19 protein-coding genes are annotated in these 15,756 nt (G+C 63.4%); 8 read left to right on the top strand and 11 right to left on the bottom strand.

Annotation, left to right across the window (positions count from 1 at the left end; translation table 11 throughout):
• Positions 1-3: 3 nt before the first annotated feature.
• Positions 4-807, bottom strand: coding sequence for a diaminopimelate epimerase (dapF, locus tag ACZ5U1_RS01040; RefSeq protein ID WP_464779928.1), 804 nt, complete (start codon positions 805-807; stop codon positions 4-6).
• 348 nt (positions 808-1,155) lie between these two features.
• On the opposite strand from dapF, the gene ffh reads away from it, so the two are divergent.
• The 6 genes from ffh to rplS all read left to right on the top strand — a co-directional run bounded on the left by ffh (position 1,156) and on the right by rplS (position 5,223).
• On the top strand, positions 1,156-2,628 hold the full coding sequence (ffh, locus tag ACZ5U1_RS01045; RefSeq protein ID WP_464778995.1) for a signal recognition particle protein: 1,473 nt from the start codon (positions 1,156-1,158) through the stop codon (positions 2,626-2,628).
• Positions 2,629-2,731: 103 nt separating this feature from the next.
• Positions 2,732-3,217 carry a 30S ribosomal protein S16 gene (rpsP, locus tag ACZ5U1_RS01050; RefSeq protein WP_464771894.1) on the top strand — a complete coding sequence of 162 codons (486 nt, stop codon included), beginning with the start codon at positions 2,732-2,734 and terminating at the stop codon, positions 3,215-3,217.
• A 162-nt stretch (positions 3,218-3,379) separates the two neighbouring features.
• Positions 3,380-3,829, top strand: coding sequence for a ribosome maturation factor RimM (gene rimM, locus ACZ5U1_RS01055; RefSeq protein ID WP_464779929.1), 450 nt, complete (start codon positions 3,380-3,382; stop codon positions 3,827-3,829).
• A 13-nt stretch (positions 3,830-3,842) separates the two neighbouring features.
• Positions 3,843-4,115: a hypothetical protein gene (locus tag ACZ5U1_RS01060; protein ID WP_464778996.1), complete on the top strand. Its 273-nt coding sequence runs from the start codon at positions 3,843-3,845 to the stop codon at positions 4,113-4,115.
• The gene (trmD, locus tag ACZ5U1_RS01065; RefSeq protein WP_196225395.1) at positions 4,112-4,843 is read left to right on the top strand and encodes a tRNA (guanosine(37)-N1)-methyltransferase TrmD; all 732 of its coding nucleotides are present in this window, start codon (positions 4,112-4,114) and stop codon (positions 4,841-4,843) included. Before ACZ5U1_RS01060 ends, trmD begins: the two co-directional genes overlap by 4 nt.
• An 11-nt stretch (positions 4,844-4,854) precedes the next feature.
• Positions 4,855-5,223 carry a 50S ribosomal protein L19 gene (gene rplS / locus ACZ5U1_RS01070; protein ID WP_464778997.1) on the top strand — a complete coding sequence of 123 codons (369 nt, stop codon included), beginning with the start codon at positions 4,855-4,857 and terminating at the stop codon, positions 5,221-5,223.
• A 94-nt stretch (positions 5,224-5,317) separates the two neighbouring features.
• On the opposite strand, the gene ACZ5U1_RS01075 is transcribed toward rplS, so the two are convergent.
• The 10 genes from ACZ5U1_RS01075 to ACZ5U1_RS01120 form a co-directional block, all read right to left on the bottom strand.
• Positions 5,318-6,310 (bottom strand): TerC family protein, encoded by a 993-nt coding sequence (locus ACZ5U1_RS01075; protein WP_464778998.1) that lies wholly within the window; start codon positions 6,308-6,310, stop codon positions 5,318-5,320.
• A 4-nt stretch (positions 6,311-6,314) separates the two neighbouring features.
• On the bottom strand, positions 6,315-6,494 hold the full coding sequence (locus ACZ5U1_RS01080; RefSeq protein ID WP_464778999.1) for a hypothetical protein: 180 nt from the start codon (positions 6,492-6,494) through the stop codon (positions 6,315-6,317).
• A gap of 202 nt (positions 6,495-6,696) precedes the next feature.
• Positions 6,697-7,971 (bottom strand): MFS transporter, encoded by a 1,275-nt coding sequence (locus tag ACZ5U1_RS01085; RefSeq protein ID WP_464779000.1) that lies wholly within the window; start codon positions 7,969-7,971, stop codon positions 6,697-6,699.
• A 24-nt stretch (positions 7,972-7,995) separates the two neighbouring features.
• Positions 7,996-8,799, bottom strand: a complete 804-nt coding sequence (locus ACZ5U1_RS01090) for a TrmH family RNA methyltransferase (protein WP_464771900.1) — start codon at positions 8,797-8,799, stop codon at positions 7,996-7,998.
• Between the two features lie 65 nt (positions 8,800-8,864).
• A complete protein-coding gene (locus tag ACZ5U1_RS01095) occupies positions 8,865-9,137 on the bottom strand; it encodes an HPr family phosphocarrier protein (protein WP_464779001.1) in 273 nt (90 codons plus the stop codon).
• Complete coding sequence (locus ACZ5U1_RS01100) at positions 9,134-9,538, bottom strand: PTS sugar transporter subunit IIA (protein WP_097091003.1); 405 nt, start codon at positions 9,536-9,538, stop codon at positions 9,134-9,136. The genes ACZ5U1_RS01095 and ACZ5U1_RS01100 overlap by 4 nt, the downstream gene beginning before the upstream one ends.
• Positions 9,539-9,567: 29 nt before the next feature.
• Positions 9,568-10,500 (bottom strand): RNase adapter RapZ, encoded by a 933-nt coding sequence (rapZ, locus tag ACZ5U1_RS01105; RefSeq protein ID WP_464779002.1) that lies wholly within the window; start codon positions 10,498-10,500, stop codon positions 9,568-9,570.
• Entirely contained in the window at positions 10,497-10,931 is a 435-nt protein-coding gene (locus ACZ5U1_RS01110; RefSeq protein ID WP_464779003.1) for an HPr kinase/phosphorylase, read from the bottom strand. Before ACZ5U1_RS01110 ends, rapZ begins: the two co-directional genes overlap by 4 nt.
• Before the next feature lie 93 nt (positions 10,932-11,024).
• Positions 11,025-12,620 carry a sensor histidine kinase gene (locus ACZ5U1_RS01115; protein ID WP_464779004.1) on the bottom strand — a complete coding sequence of 532 codons (1,596 nt, stop codon included), beginning with the start codon at positions 12,618-12,620 and terminating at the stop codon, positions 11,025-11,027.
• On the bottom strand, positions 12,589-13,293 hold the full coding sequence (locus ACZ5U1_RS01120) for a response regulator (protein WP_464779005.1): 705 nt from the start codon (positions 13,291-13,293) through the stop codon (positions 12,589-12,591). The genes ACZ5U1_RS01115 and ACZ5U1_RS01120 overlap by 32 nt, the downstream gene beginning before the upstream one ends.
• Positions 13,294-13,579: 286 nt before the next feature.
• Here ACZ5U1_RS01120 and ACZ5U1_RS01125 point away from each other — a divergent pair, with 286 nt between their 5' ends.
• Together ACZ5U1_RS01125 and ACZ5U1_RS01130 are read left to right on the top strand one after the other, a co-directional pair.
• Positions 13,580-15,175, top strand: coding sequence for a phosphoenolpyruvate carboxykinase (locus ACZ5U1_RS01125; protein WP_464779006.1), 1,596 nt, complete (start codon positions 13,580-13,582; stop codon positions 15,173-15,175).
• 114 nt (positions 15,176-15,289) lie between these two features.
• The gene (locus tag ACZ5U1_RS01130; protein WP_464779007.1) at positions 15,290-15,607 is read left to right on the top strand and encodes a hypothetical protein; all 318 of its coding nucleotides are present in this window, start codon (positions 15,290-15,292) and stop codon (positions 15,605-15,607) included.
• Positions 15,608-15,756: the final 149 nt, after the last annotated feature.

Genomic DNA, 15,756 nt, shown 5'->3' on the forward strand with positions numbered 1-15,756 from the left:
GCTCTAAAAGCGCGCCCAGTCAGCCTCGCCATCGAAGACGTGGGTGGCGGGGCCGGTCATCATGATGTGGCCGCCGGGCTGCCAGTCGATGACGAGGTCGCCGCCGGGCAAGGTCACGCGTGTCGGGCCGCTCACCAGCTTGCGGCGCACGGCTGCGACGGCCGTGGCGCAGGCGCCGGTGCCGCAGGCCCGGGTGAGGCCGGCGCCGCGTTCCCACACGACCAGGCGGATATGATTGTCGCCGATGACCTGCGCGAAGTTCACGTTGACGCGGGCGGGGAAGAGCGGGTCGGTCTCGATCAGCGGGCCTAAATGGTCAAAGTTCACACCGTCCAGATCGTCCACGAAGAAGACGACATGCGGGTTGCCGACATTGACGGCGGCGGGCGCGGGGAGGTCTTCCCAGCTGACCGGCATGGTCAGCGTGTCCATGGCATAGGCGAGGGGGATGGCGTCCCAGTCGAGCCGGGGCGCGCCCATGTCTACGGTTGCCCCGCCATCGATCGCCCTGGCTTCCAGCAGCCCCGCCTTGGTTTCGATCAGCACGTCGCGGCCGACGAACAGGGGCACGCAGCGGGTGGCGTTGCCGCAGGCATCGACTTCGCTGCCGTCGCTGTTGAAGATGCGCATGGAGACGTCGGCGCGGTCGGACTGGCCGATGAGGATCAGCTGGTCGCAGCCTATCCCGGCGTGGCGGTCGGCTATGGCTTGGGCGCGGGTGGGGGTGATGTCGACGGCGCTGTCGCGCGCGTCGATGACGACGAAGTCATTGCCCAGCCCGTGCATTTTGGAAAATCGGCCCATGATGGTCGCGCATGTAGGGGTTGTGCGGGGAAAAGGCCAGAGCAGGCGAGGCCAACTGTTCCTCCGTTCGCCCTGAGCCTGTCGAAGGGTTCTTCTTCCTTTGAAAAGAAGGGAAGGGCTTCGACAAGCTCAGCCCGAACGGTTTGTGTGTTGGTCCGCATTGCATCCCTCCCCCCGTTCCGCTAAGGGCCACATCGCAATCGGGCGGTTTGCCGTTCGATACCCTGACAGATCCATGGCGCTCACAAGGGAGCACCGGATGGACGCTGGTCGGCGAGGTTTCGCCCGCCGGCGATTTTGTCGTTTGGCGGGGTGACGCTGTTTTCCGGGCTTTTCGGCCCAAATGAGGTGATGATGTTCGATTCGCTAAGCGATCGTCTGAGCGGGGTATTCGACAAGCTGCGTGGGCGCGGTGCGCTGACGGAGGACGATGTCCGCGCCGCGATGCGCGAGGTGCGAATCGCGCTGCTGGAGGCCGACGTCGCGCTGCCGGTGGTGCGCCAGTTCGTCGATCAGGCGACCGAGCGGGCCGTGGGCAGCGACGTGCTGCGGTCGGTCACGCCGGGACAGATGGTCGTCAAGATCGTCTCCGACACGCTCACCGAAACGCTGGGTTCCGAAACGTCCGATCTGCTGATCGATGTCAGCCCACCCGCCGTCATCATGATGGTCGGCCTGCAGGGGTCGGGCAAGACCACTTCCACCGCCAAGATCGCCAAGCGGCTGAAGGAAAAAGAGCGCAAGAAGGTGCTGATGGCGTCGCTCGACGTCCAGCGTCCGGCGGCGCAGGAACAGCTTGCGGTTCTGGGTACGCAGACCGATGTCGCGACCCTGCCGATCGTGGCGGGCCAGCAGCCGGTCGAGATCGCCAAGCGCGCATTGCAGTCGGCGAAGCTTCAGGGCTTCGACGTGGTGATGCTCGACACGGCGGGCCGTCTGCACGTCGATCAGGCGCTGATGGACGAGATGAAGGCCGTGGCCGAAGTCTCGAACCCGGCGGAAATCCTGCTCGTGGTCGATTCGCTGACCGGGCAGGACGCGGTGAATGTCGCGACCAGCTTTACCCAACAGGTGCCGCTGACCGGCGTGGTGCTGACCCGTATGGACGGCGATGCGCGTGGCGGTGCGGCGCTGTCGATGCGTGCAGTCACGGGGCGTCCGATCAAGTTTGCGGGCACGGGCGAAAAGCTGGACGCGATCGAGCCTTTCCATCCGGCGCGTGTGGCGCAGCGCATTCTTGGCATGGGCGACGTCGTGTCACTGGTCGAGCGTGCGGCCGAGACGATCGACGCTGAGGAAGCGGACAAGCTCGCCAAGAAGATGGCCAAGGGTCAGTTCGATATGAACGACCTGCGCAGCCAGCTTAATCAGATGCGGCGCATGGGCGGCCTTGGCGCGCTGGCGGGCATGCTGCCGGGCCTCAAGAAGGCGCAGGCGGCGATGGCGGCGAGTGGCGCCAATGACAAGACGCTGATCCATCTGGATGCGATGATCGGTTCGATGACGCCCAAGGAGCGGGAGAAGCCCGGCCTCATCAACGCCAAGCGCAAAATCCGCATCGCCAAGGGTTCCGGCCGCACTGTGCAGGAAGTCAACAAGCTCCTGAAAATGCATCAGGAGATGGAAACGGCGATGAAGAAAATCCGCAAGATGGGCGGATTGAAGGGCCTCGCCAAGATGTTCACCGGCGGCGGCATGGACAAGCTGATGGGCGGCGCGGGCGGCGCGCCCGACCTTGGCGGTCTTGGTGGATTGGGCGGGCTGGGCGGTGGCGGCAACATGCCGAACCTGCCGCCGGGTTTTCAGAATTTCATGAAGAAATAGCCCGTCATCCCAGCGAAGGCTGGGATCTCAGGCACAAGATCCCAGCCTTCGCTGGGATGACGAATTGAGAAACAAGTAGTTAGTTAGAAAGGTCTAAAACAACATGGCAACGTCCATTCGTCTTTCGCGCGGCGGTTCCAAGAAGCGTCCTTATTACCGCATCGTCGTGGCCGACAGCCGCGCGCCGCGTGACGGCAAGTTCATCGAGCGCATCGGCAGCTACAACCCCGTCCTGCCCAAGGGCGACGAGAAGCGCGTCGTGATTGACGTCGAGCGTGCGAAGCACTGGGTTGCCGCTGGCGCGCAGCCGACCGACCGCGTTGCCCGCTTCCTGGACGCCGCTGGCGTGAAGGAACGCGCTGTCCGCAACAACCCGAAGAAGGCTGAGCCGGGCCAGAAGGCCAAGGATCGCGCTGAAGACCGCGCGACAAAGGCTGCGGAAGCCGCTGAAGCTGCCGAAGCCGCCAAGGCTGCTGCCGCTGAGGCCGCCGCTGCTCCTGCGGTTGAAGAGGCTCCGGCTGTCGAAGAAGCGCCTGCCGCTGAAGAAGCTGCTCCTGAAGCCGCTTCTGAAGAACAGGCTGAAGGCTAAATGGGTAATCACCCCTCCCCTTCAGGGGAGGGGCCGGGGGTGGGGGCTGGCAATGGCTCCGCGCCCGGCACCCCCCAACTCAACCCTTCAACCGAGTCACGCGCCTCGGTTGAACCTGAAGGGGAGGGGCTAGCCACTTCGCGCGCCCTTACTCTCGCCGTCATCATCGGCGCGCATGGGGTGGCGGGCGAGGTTCGTCTGAAGCTCTTCGGGGAAGGGGTGGAAACGCTCAAATCCTACAAGAGCTTCGACGCTGCGGGCGGCAAGCTGACGTTGAAGTCGGTGCGCGCCGGTTCCAATGGCGCGGTTGCGCGTTTCGCCGAGGTCAATGACCGAAGCGCGGCCGAAGCCCTGCGCGGGACGGAACTCACCGTTCCTCGCTCTGCCTTGCCTCCGCTGGAGGAGGGCGAATATTATCACGCCGACCTCATCGGCTTGCCCTGTTTCTCCAGCGAGAGTGAGGGGCTGGGCAATATCGTCGCGGTCGAGAATTTCGGCGCTGGCGATATTGTCGAGGTCGAACGGCCCAACGGGAAACGCTTCATGGCGCCCATGCATGCGGTCACGATCGCGGACGGACGGGCCGTGATCGAAGCGGCCTTTGCGGTTTGATCGGCGGTTGCTGATGCCCCAAGTCTTTACCGCCCTCTATCTGCTGATGATGATCGCCGCAGGGTGGCGCCTGTTCACCACGCCATGGAAGCGCGGGTTGAAGATTGGCGCAGCGGTGGCGCTGGTCATCCCTATTCCCCTGCTCTTTCTCCTGCCCGCCCTTATGAATCCGGATCGGCCCTTTGCCGATCTGCTGCGTGCTATCGGTGTTGCCCTGATGGCAGGTGGCACCGTGTCGTTGCTGGGGGGCATGTCTGCGGCGTGGCTGCGCAAGCGCAAGGCGTGAGTTTTCGGACCCAAATATTGACGCTTTATCCGGAGATGTTTCCGGGACCGCTGGGCGTGTCGCTGGCCGGGCGCGCTCTGGCGGAAGGAAAATGGTCGTGCGATCCGATCCACATCCGCGATTTTGCGACCGACAAGCACCGCACCGTTGACGACACGCCTGCGGGCGGTGGCGCGGGGATGGTGCTGCGCGCCGACATATTGGGGCTGGCTATCGATCATGCGCTGGAGCAGGGGCCGGACCTGCCGGTTATCGCCATGACGCCGCGCGGCAAGCCGATCACCCAGACCCGCGTGCGCGAACTGGCGGCGGGGCCGGGCGCGACGATATTGTGCGGGCGTTTCGAGGGTTTTGACGAGCGGATCTTCGAGGCGCGGCCGGTCGAGCAGATCAGCATGGGCGACATCATTTTGTCCGGCGGCGAGATGGGTGCGCTGATGCTGCTCGATGCTTGCATTCGGCTGCTTCCCGGAGTAATGGGCGCGGCTTCCAGTGGGGATGAAGAGAGCTTCGAAAGCGGCCTTCTTGAATATCCGCACTATACCCGGCCCGCTTTGTGGGAAGGGCGCGCGATCCCTGAAGTGTTGCGATCGGGGGATCATGCGAAAATCGCCGCCTGGCGGAAACAAAGGGCGGAGGATGACACACGGCTAAGGCGGCCGGACCTTTGGGAACGTCATATCGGCGTTCGGGACCAGCCGCCCTCTGGTGCGCAACGCAAAAGGTAGGACTTTAAGTCATGAACTTGATCCAGCAGATCGAGGCCGAAAACATCGCGGCTCTCGCCAAGGATATTCCCGATTTCCGTCCCGGTGACACGCTGCGCGTGGGTGTGAAGGTCGTCGAAGGCGACCGCAGCCGCGTCCAGAATTATGAAGGCGTGTGCATCGCCCGCTCGAACAAGGGCATGGGCAGCAACTTCACCGTGCGCAAGATTTCGTTCGGTGAAGGCGTGGAGCGTGTGTTCCCGCTCTATTCGCCCAATCTCGATTCGATCACCGTCGTCCGCCGTGGCGTCGTGCGTCGTGCGAAGCTCTATTATCTGCGTGGCCGCACCGGCAAGCGCGCTCGCATCGCCGAGCGCCGCGACGTCCGCACCGAGGATTGATCTTCCTCGCGGCTTTACGGTCGCTAAGTTGAACAGGCGGCGCTCGCAAGAGCGCCGCCTGTTTGCTTTTGGGGCCGATTGACCCGGTCAGACCCTATTGGACCTTGGCAGGAAGCGCGGCCTTTTCTGGTCGCGTCTTCCACAATGACCAGCCCACGCCGCCCGCAAGAATGGCGAAGGTGACGGCCAGCGAAACCGGCGGCGGGATTTTGGCCAGGCCCAACGCGTCGGCGACAAATATCTTCGATCCAATGAAGATCAGCAGCAGGCTGAGCGCATATTTGAGGTAATGAAAACGCTCCACCATCGCGGCCAGGGCGAAATAGAGCGCGCGCAGGCCAAGGATCGCGAAGATGTTCGACGTATAGACGATGAACGGGTCCGTGGTGATCGCGAAGATCGCTGGCACCGAGTCGACCGCGAACACCACATCGACAAATTCGATCATGACCAGCGCCAGGAACAGCGGCGTGAAGAATAGAGCGAGCCGTCCCGTCCGGGGATCGGTCTGCTTCACCCAGAAATGATGACCGTGCAGAGTGTCGGTCACCCTCATGCGGCGCTTCACCCAGCGCAGCACAGGCGACGCGCCGACGTCATAGTCCTTCTCCGCGGTCATCCACATCTTGATACCGGTCGCGATCAGGAAGGCGGCGAAGAAATAGAGCAGCCACCCCCATTGCTGCACCGCCGCCGCGCCGAAGCCGATCATCAATCCGCGCAACAGGATGACGCCCAATATGCCCCAGAAAAGCACGCGATGCTGATACAGGCGCGGTATGCCGAAATAGGTGAATATCATCGCGATGACGAAGACATTGTCCATCGCCAGGCTTTTTTCAACGACAAAGCCGGTGACGTAGTTGAGACCCGCCGTCGCGCCCATATGCCACCATATCCAGGCGCCGAACCCAAGGCCGAGAAGGATGTAGAAGGCGGAAAGGGCAAGGCTTTCGCGCACGCCAATCTCGCGTTCGCGCCGGTGAAGGACGCCGAGGTCCAGCGCGAGCAGGGCGATCACGATGCCAAAGAAGGATAGCCACATCCAGAGTGGCGTACCGAGCCAGACCAGCGATAAAAAATCCATGGCGTCAGCTCGCGTTCCAGGCGGGGCGCGCTATCGACCGGCGCAGGCGGGCGTTCAGTTGATCCCTGCGCTGCAACAGCCTTTCGATGCGGCGGGGATCAGGTGCTGAGCGCAGCCGCTCCATCCGCAGCTGGTCATCGACGCGCTGCGCCAGAAGCATGAGAATAAAGGTAAAAGGCTTCATTTGTGCCATCCTCTTTCGTGCGTTTCGCTCGATCGGATGACAGGGAAGGATAAGGAGCCTGCACCGGTGTCACCCGATGCGGTCCGACATCACGTCGCTTCTAGGAGAAGCAGCGCCAGAGGGACCCGGTCCGCAGAGATTGGGATAACCGGTTCGCGGGCGGGGCGCAAGTCCGGGGTGACCTAGCGCTGCCGTGCCACGATCAGGTCGGTTGTCGGCTCGTGAACCACAGCCCGCCAAGGCTGATCGCTGCCGCCGCCGACATATAGAGGCCGACGAGCGCCACACCCTGCACCTGGATAAGCCATGTCGCGACGATCGGCGCCAGTGCGCCGCCGATGATGCCGCCGAGGTTGAAGGAGAAGGATGCGCCCGTGTAGCGCAGCTGGACCGGGAAGAGGTGGGGCAGGTATGCGCCCAGCGGCCCGTAGACGAAGCCCATCAGGAACAGGGCGAGGCTGAGGATGAGGAAGATTGGCAGCAGCTGGCCGGTGCCCATGGCGGGGCCGAAGATGACGCCCATCAGGACCGTGCCGATGCAGCCCGCGACCAGCACGCGGGTGGGGCTGGTCTTGTCCGCCCACCAACCCGCTATGACGATGCTGAGAGCCATGAACAGGATCGCGCCGAGCTGGATCGCCAGGAAGGTTTCGCGATCGATCTTGAGGGTCGTGGTGCCATAGCCGAGCGCGAAGGCGGTCGCGATATAATAGACGGCGAAGCAGGCGACGACGGCGAAGGTGCCCGCGATGGCTGCGCCGAGATGGTTGGAGAGGAGCGTTGCGAGGGGGAGTGCGGGGGGTGGTGCTTCGGCTTGCGCGGCGGCGAATTCCGGCGTCTCGGTGAGCTTCAGGCGAACCCAGAGGCCAAGGAACACCAGCACCGCGCTGCCAAGGAAGGGCAGGCGCCAGCCCCATGCGAAGAAATCCTCGTCCGTCAGGAACATGCCCAGAATCAGGAACAGGCCGTTGGCGGCGAGGAAGCCGACTGGCGCGCCGAGCTGGGGGAACATGCCGAAACGCGCGCGCCATCCGGGGGGCGCGTTTTCGACGGCGAGCAGTGCCGCGCCGCCCCATTCTCCGCCAAGGCCGAACCCTTGCCCAAAGCGCAGGACGCACAGGATCAGCGGCGCCCACCAGCCGATCATCTGGTAGGTCGGCAGGAAGCCTATGGCGAGCGTGGACGCGCCCATCAGCATGAGCGAAGTGACGAGCGTCGCCTTACGCCCGATGCGGTCGCCATAATGGCCGAACACCGCTGCGCCCAAAGGCCGGGCGAAGAAGGCGAGGGCGAGGGAGCCGTACGCGGCGAGAAGCTGCGCCGAAGGGGAGGAGGCGGGAAAGAAGAGCGGGCCGAACACTAGGCTGGCGGCGGTGGCGTAGATGTAGAAGTCGTAAAACTCGACCGCCGTGCCGATCAGGCTGGCTGCCAACACCCGCTTGTGGCGCAGCATTGCGCCGATTCCGTCCGCAGCCATGTCTTCCCCGCCCCTTGCCATGTCTTAAGTCTTCTTCGCCCGTTTCTGGTTCAGCAGTTCATAGGCCATCACCGCGCAGGCGACGGCCGCGTTCAAGCTGTCCGCTTTGCCCAGCATCGGCATTTTTACCAGCTGGTCGCACTCGGCCTCATAGGATTCGGGCAGGCCCTGCGCTTCGTTGCCGACGAGCAGGAAGGAGGGGCTGGCATAGCGCGGCTCCTGATAATCCTGCGTGGCCTTGAGGCTGGTGCCGATGAGTTCGCCCGGACCCTGCCGCAGCCAGTGCATGAATTCGCCCCAGCGCGCCTGCGTGATCGACTGGGTGAAGAGCGCGCCCATGCTGGCACGGACGGACTCTACCGAGAAGGGGTCGACGCAATCGTCGATCAGGATGAGGCCGCCAGCGCCCACCGCGTCGCCGGTGCGCAATATGGTGCCGAGGTTGCCGGGATCGCGGAGCGATTGCGCGACGATCCAGATGTCGGCCTTGCTTCGGTCGAGCTTTTCCAGCGGGGTCAGCCGGTCGCGATAGACGCCGACGACGGCTTGCGCATTGTCCTTGCCGGAAATCTTGGAGAGAATGTCCGGCGTGGTTTCGATGACATCGCCGCCCGATGCCTCCATCGCCGCGATGAGGTCAGCGGCGAGGGGATGGGTGGACCCGGCGTGGAAGAGCATTTCCGGCAACACGCCTTCCTCGCGCGCTTCGGTGAGGATGCGCAGGCCCTCGGCTAGGAACAGTCCTTCGGCCTTGCGGAACTTCTTTTCGCGCAAGGAGCGGACACGCTTCACCAGCGGGTTGGAAAATCCGGTGATCTCGCGTGCCACTGCGCCTGCTTTCCTCCTTGGAACGAGGCGGCCTCTCTATCGGGCCGGGGCGGAGCGCGGAAGAGCTATTCTTCGCCGAACTTGTCTTCGACCAGCGTCACCAGCTTGCCGAGCGATTCTTCCGCATTGGGACCGGCGGCGCTGATAATGATCGAATCGCCCAGCGCCGCGCCCAGCATCATGAGGCCCATGATCGATGTGCCGGTCACTTCGCTGCCATCCTTGCGCACGGTGATCTGGGCGGGAAGGCCGCTCGCCAACGTGACGAACTTGGCGCTGGCGCGCGCGTGGAGGCCGCGCTTGTTGCTGATCAGGACTTCCTGACTGATTTCGCTCATGTAGTGCTGCCCAACAATTCCGATGCGACGCTGATATATTTCTGGCCCGCCTCGCGCGCGGCGGCGACGGCCTGGCGCACGTCCATGACCTTGCGCGCGCTTTCCAGACGGATGAGCATGGGCAGGTTGATGCCCGCGATAACCTCGATCTCGCCCGCTTTCAGTAGCGATATGGCAAGGTTGGACGGGGTGCCGCCGAACAGGTCGGTGAGGAGGATGACGCCCGAACCGTCATTCACCCGCTCCACTGCCGACGCGATGTCGGCGCGGCGCACCTCCATATCGTCTTCCGGGCCGATGCAGATGGTCGCGATCTGCTGCTGCGGACCGACCACATGCTCCATCGCGACGACGAACTCCGTCGCCAGCGACCCATGAGTGACGAGAACAAGTCCTATCATCTACTTACCGGCCCACATTGTTTCATGATTTAAGCTTTCGGGCCTCCCGGTTCGCGCTTCTCCAGACTATCCTGGGGCGCTGATTCCATATTGCGGTGCGAGACCGTGGGCGAAAAGCCCGCCTCTTGCAAGTATTTGGCGACCCGTTCGGCGACATGAACAGACCGGTGCCGTCCCCCGGTGCAGCCGAACGCTACGGTCACGTAGGATTTGCCGCTGTCCTGATAGCGGGGAATGAGCAGGGCCAGCAGTTCCTCTATCCGGCGCACCGCTTCCTCATAGGCGGGATCTTCGATGATATAGGCGGCGACATCGGGGTCCAGCCCAGTCTTGGGTCGCAGTTCCGCTTCCCAATGCGGATTGCGCAGGAAGCGCATGTCGAAGACAAGGTCTGCGTTCAACGGGACGCCGCGTGAAAAGCCGAAGGACATGATCGTTAGCACCGGGGCAGACAGCCCCTCGCGCGAAAAGCGGTTGCGGATTTCCTGTTGCAGCCCGTTGCTGGTCAGGCTGGTCGTGTCGATGACATGCGTCGCCCAGCGGCGCAGCGGATCGGTCAGTTCCCGTTCGCGTGCAAGGCCGTGGGTCGCGGGGCGATCGGACGCCAAGGGGTGACGGCGCCGTGTCTCGGCAAAGCGGCGCTCCAGTTCCATGTCGGAACAATCGAGGAAGAGCGTCTCGACGTCATGGCCCCGGCGCGTTCGCAGGGCCTTTATGCGCTGAACGATCGTATGTGCGTCAAACCCACGGGTGCGCGCGTCGATGCCGAGCGCCAGGGGACGGTCGTCCAGTTCCTCGTGACCGGCGGGCACGGGCGTGTCCAGCAGTCGCTCAAGCAGGAGGAGGGGAAGGTTGTCCACGACTTCCCAACCCATGTCCTCCAGCGTCTTGAGCGCCGTCGTCTTGCCCGCGCCGGAAAGGCCGGACACCAGCAGGATGGTCTTGGGCGTCCGTGCGTTCACGCCAGCCCCATCGTTTTGAGCGCGAGTTCGACCTTGATCGGCGCCGATGCTTCAAAGGGTGAAACCTTGACCACCGGCAGGGGGACACCTGCGACGAGCCATTCTTCCGGGTCGCCCGGCATGCGGTCAATGTCCTGCGACAGGTCGATGATCAGCGCCAACCGCGCCCCTTTGATCGACGGCAAGTCCACGACTCCGACGCCGCGCACCTCCATCATTCCGGCGATCGTGGCTGGCGCGGACGCCTCCAGCTGCCCCCCGCTGGATCGCACGATGGTGTAGTCGTCGCTGATGAGCATGGCGCCACGGTCGATCAGGCGCAGTGCCAGATCCGATTTACCCGCGCCGCTCGCGCCACAGATCAGCACGGCCCGCCCGTCTATCGCGACGCTTGTCGCATGCATTGTTTCGGTTGAGTCTTGCGCCGCCATGTCCCTGGACTCATCCTAGACCTTGATAGGGCGCGTGTGAATCGAATTGACGCAAAGAATTCACGCAAAGGTCAAAAACTTCGGGCAGCCGTCCTATTCCGAGACAATGCCGGGGTCGCGTTCGACACCCATGGGCAGGCGCAGCATGAAGCAGGCGCCGCGCTGATTATCTTCGCGATCGGCGATGCTGATTTTCCCCTGATGGCCTTCGACGATAGACCGGGCTATGGCGAGGCCAAGGCCCGAATGCTTGCCGAAGCCCTCCGTTTCCGGGCGGACGCTGTGGAAGCGGCGGAAGACATGCTCGCGTTCGGACTCGGGCACGCCGGGGCCTTCATCCTCCACGCTCACCAGCACCTCATGATCGGCGACGGTCGCGACGATCTGTACCAATCCGCCATCGGGCGAAAAGGAGATGGCGTTATCGATCAGATTGTCGAGCACGCGGAGCAGGCGCTGCTCCTCGCCAAGGACGACGGCGACATCCTTGCGCGGGCGGGCAAAGGCGAGGCGGACGCCACGCGGAACGCCCCGTGCCTCGCGCGCCACCACCATGCGTTCGATCAGCAGGCCAAGGTCAATCGGCTCGAACCGCGTGCGGGAAAGCTGCGCGTCGATGCGGGAGGCTTCGGCAATGTCGGTGACGAGCCGGTCCAGCCGCCGCACGTCATCCTGGGCTATCGCCATCAGCTGATCGCGCAGCTCCGGCTTATCGATCCGTTCCAGCGCGTCGAGGGCGGAGCGGAGCGAGGCGATGGGGTTTTTAAGCTCATGGCTCACATCGGCGGCGAAGGCGTCGGTGGCGTCGATCCGCTGGCGTAGCGCGTGGCTCATGTCGGACAGCGCGCGGGCGAGCATGCCGATTTCGTCGCGCCGTTCGGGCAGGCGGGGCACCGTGACCTCCCGCGCGCGGCCAAGACGAACGCGCACGGCAGCGCGGGCAAGGCGTTGGAGCGGCTGGACGATGGTCCGGGCGAGGAACAGCGACAGCAGCACTGATGCCAGCACGGCCGTGGCAATGACGATGCCCAGCCTCAGCCGCTCGGCGCGCACCGTCCGGGTGATGTCGCGGGCGTTTTCGGTCGCGAGGAGGCTGCCGCCATCCTTCATGCTCGTCGCGGCCGAGATCATGAAGGTGCGGTCGGGCGCATAGCGGTTCATCGCTTGCGGCTGGCCTGTCTTGCGGGCGAGCAGCAGCTCCGGCCAGGCATCGGCGCGATCCACGGCGGGCTCTTCGAAATTGGCCGGCCGGTCGGCGAAGACGACGCGGTCCACCGCCTTGTCCAGAAAACGCGCGACATGGCGCCGCCACCCTTCTTCCGACGGCAGGGTCAGCCGATAACGAGGAGCATCCATCGTAAAGCTGTCGGCGATCAGCCGTCCGTCCGGGCCATAGCGGCGAACGCGGTCGCGCGTCTGCCTGGCATAGGCGGCGATCAGCGCATTGTGCCGTTCGGCCGGTGCCGTCTCCAGGCCGATCGCCAGCAGCTTCAATTCGCGCGCGGACTGGTCGAGGCGCGCGTCCACGATCCGGGTGCGATAGCTGTCCAGATAGAAGAAGCCGCCCGCCAGCAGGGCCAGCGCGAACACGTTGACTGCCAGGATGCGCGGCGTCAGGCTGATCCGGCCCGACCAGCGCAACCCACCGTCCCGCAGATCACTCTTCGGAGAATCGGTATCCGGCGCCATAGAGCGTATCGATTGCGTTGAATTCAGGATCGGCCTCACGGAATTTGCGGCGGAGCCGCTTGATGTGGCTGTCGATGGTTCGGTCATCGACATAGACGTCATCCTGATACGCCGCATCCATTAACTGGTTGCGATTTTTGACGACGCCGGGGCGCGCCGCGAGCGTTTCAAGGATCAGGAATTCGGTAACGGTCAGCGTGACGTCCTGGCCCATCCATTTGACGCGATGGCGGGCGGGGTCCATTTCAAGCCGTCCGCGTATGATCGGGTCGGCCGCGGGCTCGTCACTGGCGTCGGCCAACCGGCCCACCTCCGCCCGGCGCAGGATGGCGCGGATGCGGGCGATCAGCAGGCGCTGGGAAAAGGGCTTTGCGATATAATCGTCGGCGCCCATGGCGAGGCCCAGCGCTTCGTCCAGTTCATCAGTCTTGGAAGTAAGGAAGATCACCGGCATCTGGCTTTTTTCGCGCAGGCGCCGGAGCAGTTCCAGGCCGTCCATGCCCGGCATCTTGATGTCGAACACGGCAAGATCGGCCGGATTGTCGAGCAGTGCCTTCAACGCCGCCTCCGGGTCCGAATAGAGGCGCGTCATGAACCCTTCGGCCTGCAGCGCGATGGACACGGAAGTCAGGATATTCTTGTCATCATCCACAAGGGCGATGGTTGGAGTCATGCTTCTTCCCAATGATCTTGGCCGCCCTGCTCAGGCCTTCCTGTCCAGCGTTAGACGATGCCTGTCGCGCTCGCAAGAAAGGGGTAGGTGGGCAATTATGCGGTTTTCATCCCCTAATCTGGGACAAACGGCTTGCTGGCGGGATTTGACGCTGGGGGTGCAAAGGCTTATTGGGCCTCCCATCTGCAGGAATGTCGCAGCTCACAAGGGAGAGCGGCGCTGGCAGCGGATCGGTCGCAAGCGTTCGTTGTTGGCGAGCCGGAGTAATCACATCAGGAGCTAAGGCGTGCAGGCCAAATCCCCAATTACCCTGGATCAGCAGGGCATTTCCACGACCGCTGAACAATATTGGAATCTCGGCACCGCGCCGCTCGTTGAAGCTGCCATCGCAAATGGTGAGGGCATCCTGTCGAAGGATGGCCCGCTGGTCGTGAAGACCGGCAAGCACACTGGCCGTTCGGCCAATGACAAGTTTATCGTCAAGGATGCCGAAACCGAATCGACGGTGTGGTGGGGCAAGACCAACGTGCCCATGACGCCCGAGCATTTCGCCGCGCTGAAGGAAGATTTCTTCAAGGCGCTGGGCGAAAAGAGCAAGCTCTACGTCGCCGACCTGTTCGGCGGTTCGCAGCCCGAGCATCGCGTCAAGGTTCGCGTCATCAACGAACTCGCCTGGCACAATCTGTTCATCCGCACGCTGCTTGTGCGTCCCGGCCAGGAAGAGTTGAGCGGCTTTGCCCCTGAATATACCATCATCGATCTGCCGACCTTCCGGGCTGACCCGGCGCGTCATGGGTCGCGCAGCGAAACGGTGATCGCGGTCAATTTCACCGAAAAGCTGATCCTGATCGGTGGCACCAAATATGCCGGCGAAATGAAGAAGTCGGTCTTCGGCATCCTCAACTATCTGCTGCCGACCAAGGGCGTGATGCCGATGCACTGTTCGGCCAATATCGGCCCGAACGGCGATACGGCGGTGTTCTTCGGCCTTTCGGGCACCGGCAAGACGACGCTGTCGGCTGATGCCAGCCGCACGTTGATCGGCGATGACGAGCATGGCTGGTCGGACACGGCGGTCTTCAATTTCGAAGGCGGCTGCTATGCCAAGATGATCAACCTGTCGGCCGAGGCCGAGCCGGAGATCTTCGCCACCACCAAGCGTTTCGGCACAGTGCTCGAAAATGTCGTGATCGACGAGGATACGCGCGAAATCGACCTCGACGACAATAGCCTGGCTGAAAACAGCCGTGGTTCCTACCCGATCGACTTCATCCCGAATGCGTCGGAAAAGAATCTGGGTCCGGTGCCCAAGAACATCATCTTCCTGACCGCCGATGCCTATGGCGTTCTGCCGCCGATCGCGCGGCTGACCCCGGATCAGGCCATGTATCACTTCCTGTCGGGCTACACCGCGCGCGTCGCGGGTACGGAAATCGGCGTTACCGAGCCTTCGGCGACCTTCTCCACCTGCTTTGGCGCGCCGTTCATGCCGCGTCACCCTTCGATCTACGGCAACCTGCTGAAGGATCGGATCAACAAGGGCGGCGTGACCTGCTGGCTGGTCAACACTGGCTGGACCGGCGGCAAATATGGCGTTGGCAAGCGCATGCCGATCAAGGTGACGCGCGCTCTGCTGAACGCGGCGCTGGACGGCAGCCTTAATGATGTCGAGTTCCGGATCGATCCCAATTTCGGGTTTGAGGTGCCGGTCGCGGTGCCGGGCGTTGATGCGACCATTCTCGATCCGCGTGCGACTTGGTCCGACAAGGCCGCCTATGACGAGACGGCGGGCAAGCTGGTGAAGCAGTTCGTCGACAATTTCGCCCAGTTCGAAGATCATGTCGATGCATCGGTGCGGCAGGCTGCGCTGACGGCGGCCTGACAAGCGGGCTGCCCGCTTTCAAAGGTTGAAAAAGAGCCGGGGGCAATGCTTCCGGCTCTTTTGCTTTCGGGCGGCGGCTTGCGGTGCTATTCTGGTGCCCAATTCAACGGGATTATGGCGATGTTTGACCAACTGATAAACAGCGTGGGCGGATTGGAAGCAGTGGCGGCGAAGCTGGGGCTTTCGGCCGAGCAGATGCAGGCGTTGATGACCGAGATTGGCGGCAAGATCGCTGCTGGCGAAACCGATGTCGCGGCGCTGGCGACCACGGCGGCGGAGCATGGCGTGTCGGCGGACAAGTTGCAGGAATTGTTTGCGCAGTTCGGCGGCCCCGAGGCAATTTTAGGCAAGCTTGGCGGCCTGTTCGACAGTGATGGCGACGGCAGCCCGATCGGCGAACTCAGCCGCCTCGCCAAGGGGCTGTTCGGCTGAAAATAGGGCTGAAGCTGGCGGGGCATGATCGTCAGCTATCGGCCATGAAAGTTTTTTCACCTTGCCTTGGCGGGGCCGAAAAGGCATTCGCGCCGCAATCACTTATTGCGAAAGCCACGCAACTGGCGTCCTGACCGGACGTTGGCGCA

The organism is Sphingobium sp. TomTYG72, from assembly GCF_055394715.1.

Bases quoted from the DNA above. Each gene is read 5' to 3' on its own strand.
- ffh (WP_464778995.1), top strand. From the start codon at position 1,156: ATGATGTTCGATTCGCTAAGCGATCGTCTGAGCGGGGTATTCGACAAG.
- rpsP (WP_464771894.1), top strand. From the start codon at position 2,732: ATGGCAACGTCCATTCGTCTTTCGCGCGGCGGTTCCAAGAAGCGTCCT.
- ACZ5U1_RS01060 (WP_464778996.1), top strand. From the start codon at position 3,843: ATGCCCCAAGTCTTTACCGCCCTCTATCTGCTGATGATGATCGCCGCA.
- rplS (WP_464778997.1), top strand. From the start codon at position 4,855: ATGAACTTGATCCAGCAGATCGAGGCCGAAAACATCGCGGCTCTCGCC.
- ACZ5U1_RS01075 (WP_464778998.1), bottom strand. From the start codon at position 6,310: ATGGATTTTTTATCGCTGGTCTGGCTCGGTACGCCACTCTGGATGTGG.
- ACZ5U1_RS01080 (WP_464778999.1), bottom strand. From the start codon at position 6,494: ATGAAGCCTTTTACCTTTATTCTCATGCTTCTGGCGCAGCGCGTCGAT.
- ACZ5U1_RS01085 (WP_464779000.1), bottom strand. From the start codon at position 7,971: ATGGCTGCGGACGGAATCGGCGCAATGCTGCGCCACAAGCGGGTGTTG.
- ACZ5U1_RS01095 (WP_464779001.1), bottom strand. From the start codon at position 9,137: ATGAGCGAAATCAGTCAGGAAGTCCTGATCAGCAACAAGCGCGGCCTC.
- ACZ5U1_RS01100 (WP_097091003.1), bottom strand. From the start codon at position 9,538: ATGATAGGACTTGTTCTCGTCACTCATGGGTCGCTGGCGACGGAGTTC.
- ACZ5U1_RS01110 (WP_464779003.1), bottom strand. From the start codon at position 10,931: ATGGCGGCGCAAGACTCAACCGAAACAATGCATGCGACAAGCGTCGCG.
- ACZ5U1_RS01115 (WP_464779004.1), bottom strand. From the start codon at position 12,620: ATGGCGCCGGATACCGATTCTCCGAAGAGTGATCTGCGGGACGGTGGG.
- ACZ5U1_RS01120 (WP_464779005.1), bottom strand. From the start codon at position 13,293: ATGACTCCAACCATCGCCCTTGTGGATGATGACAAGAATATCCTGACT.
- ACZ5U1_RS01130 (WP_464779007.1), top strand. From the start codon at position 15,290: ATGGCGATGTTTGACCAACTGATAAACAGCGTGGGCGGATTGGAAGCA.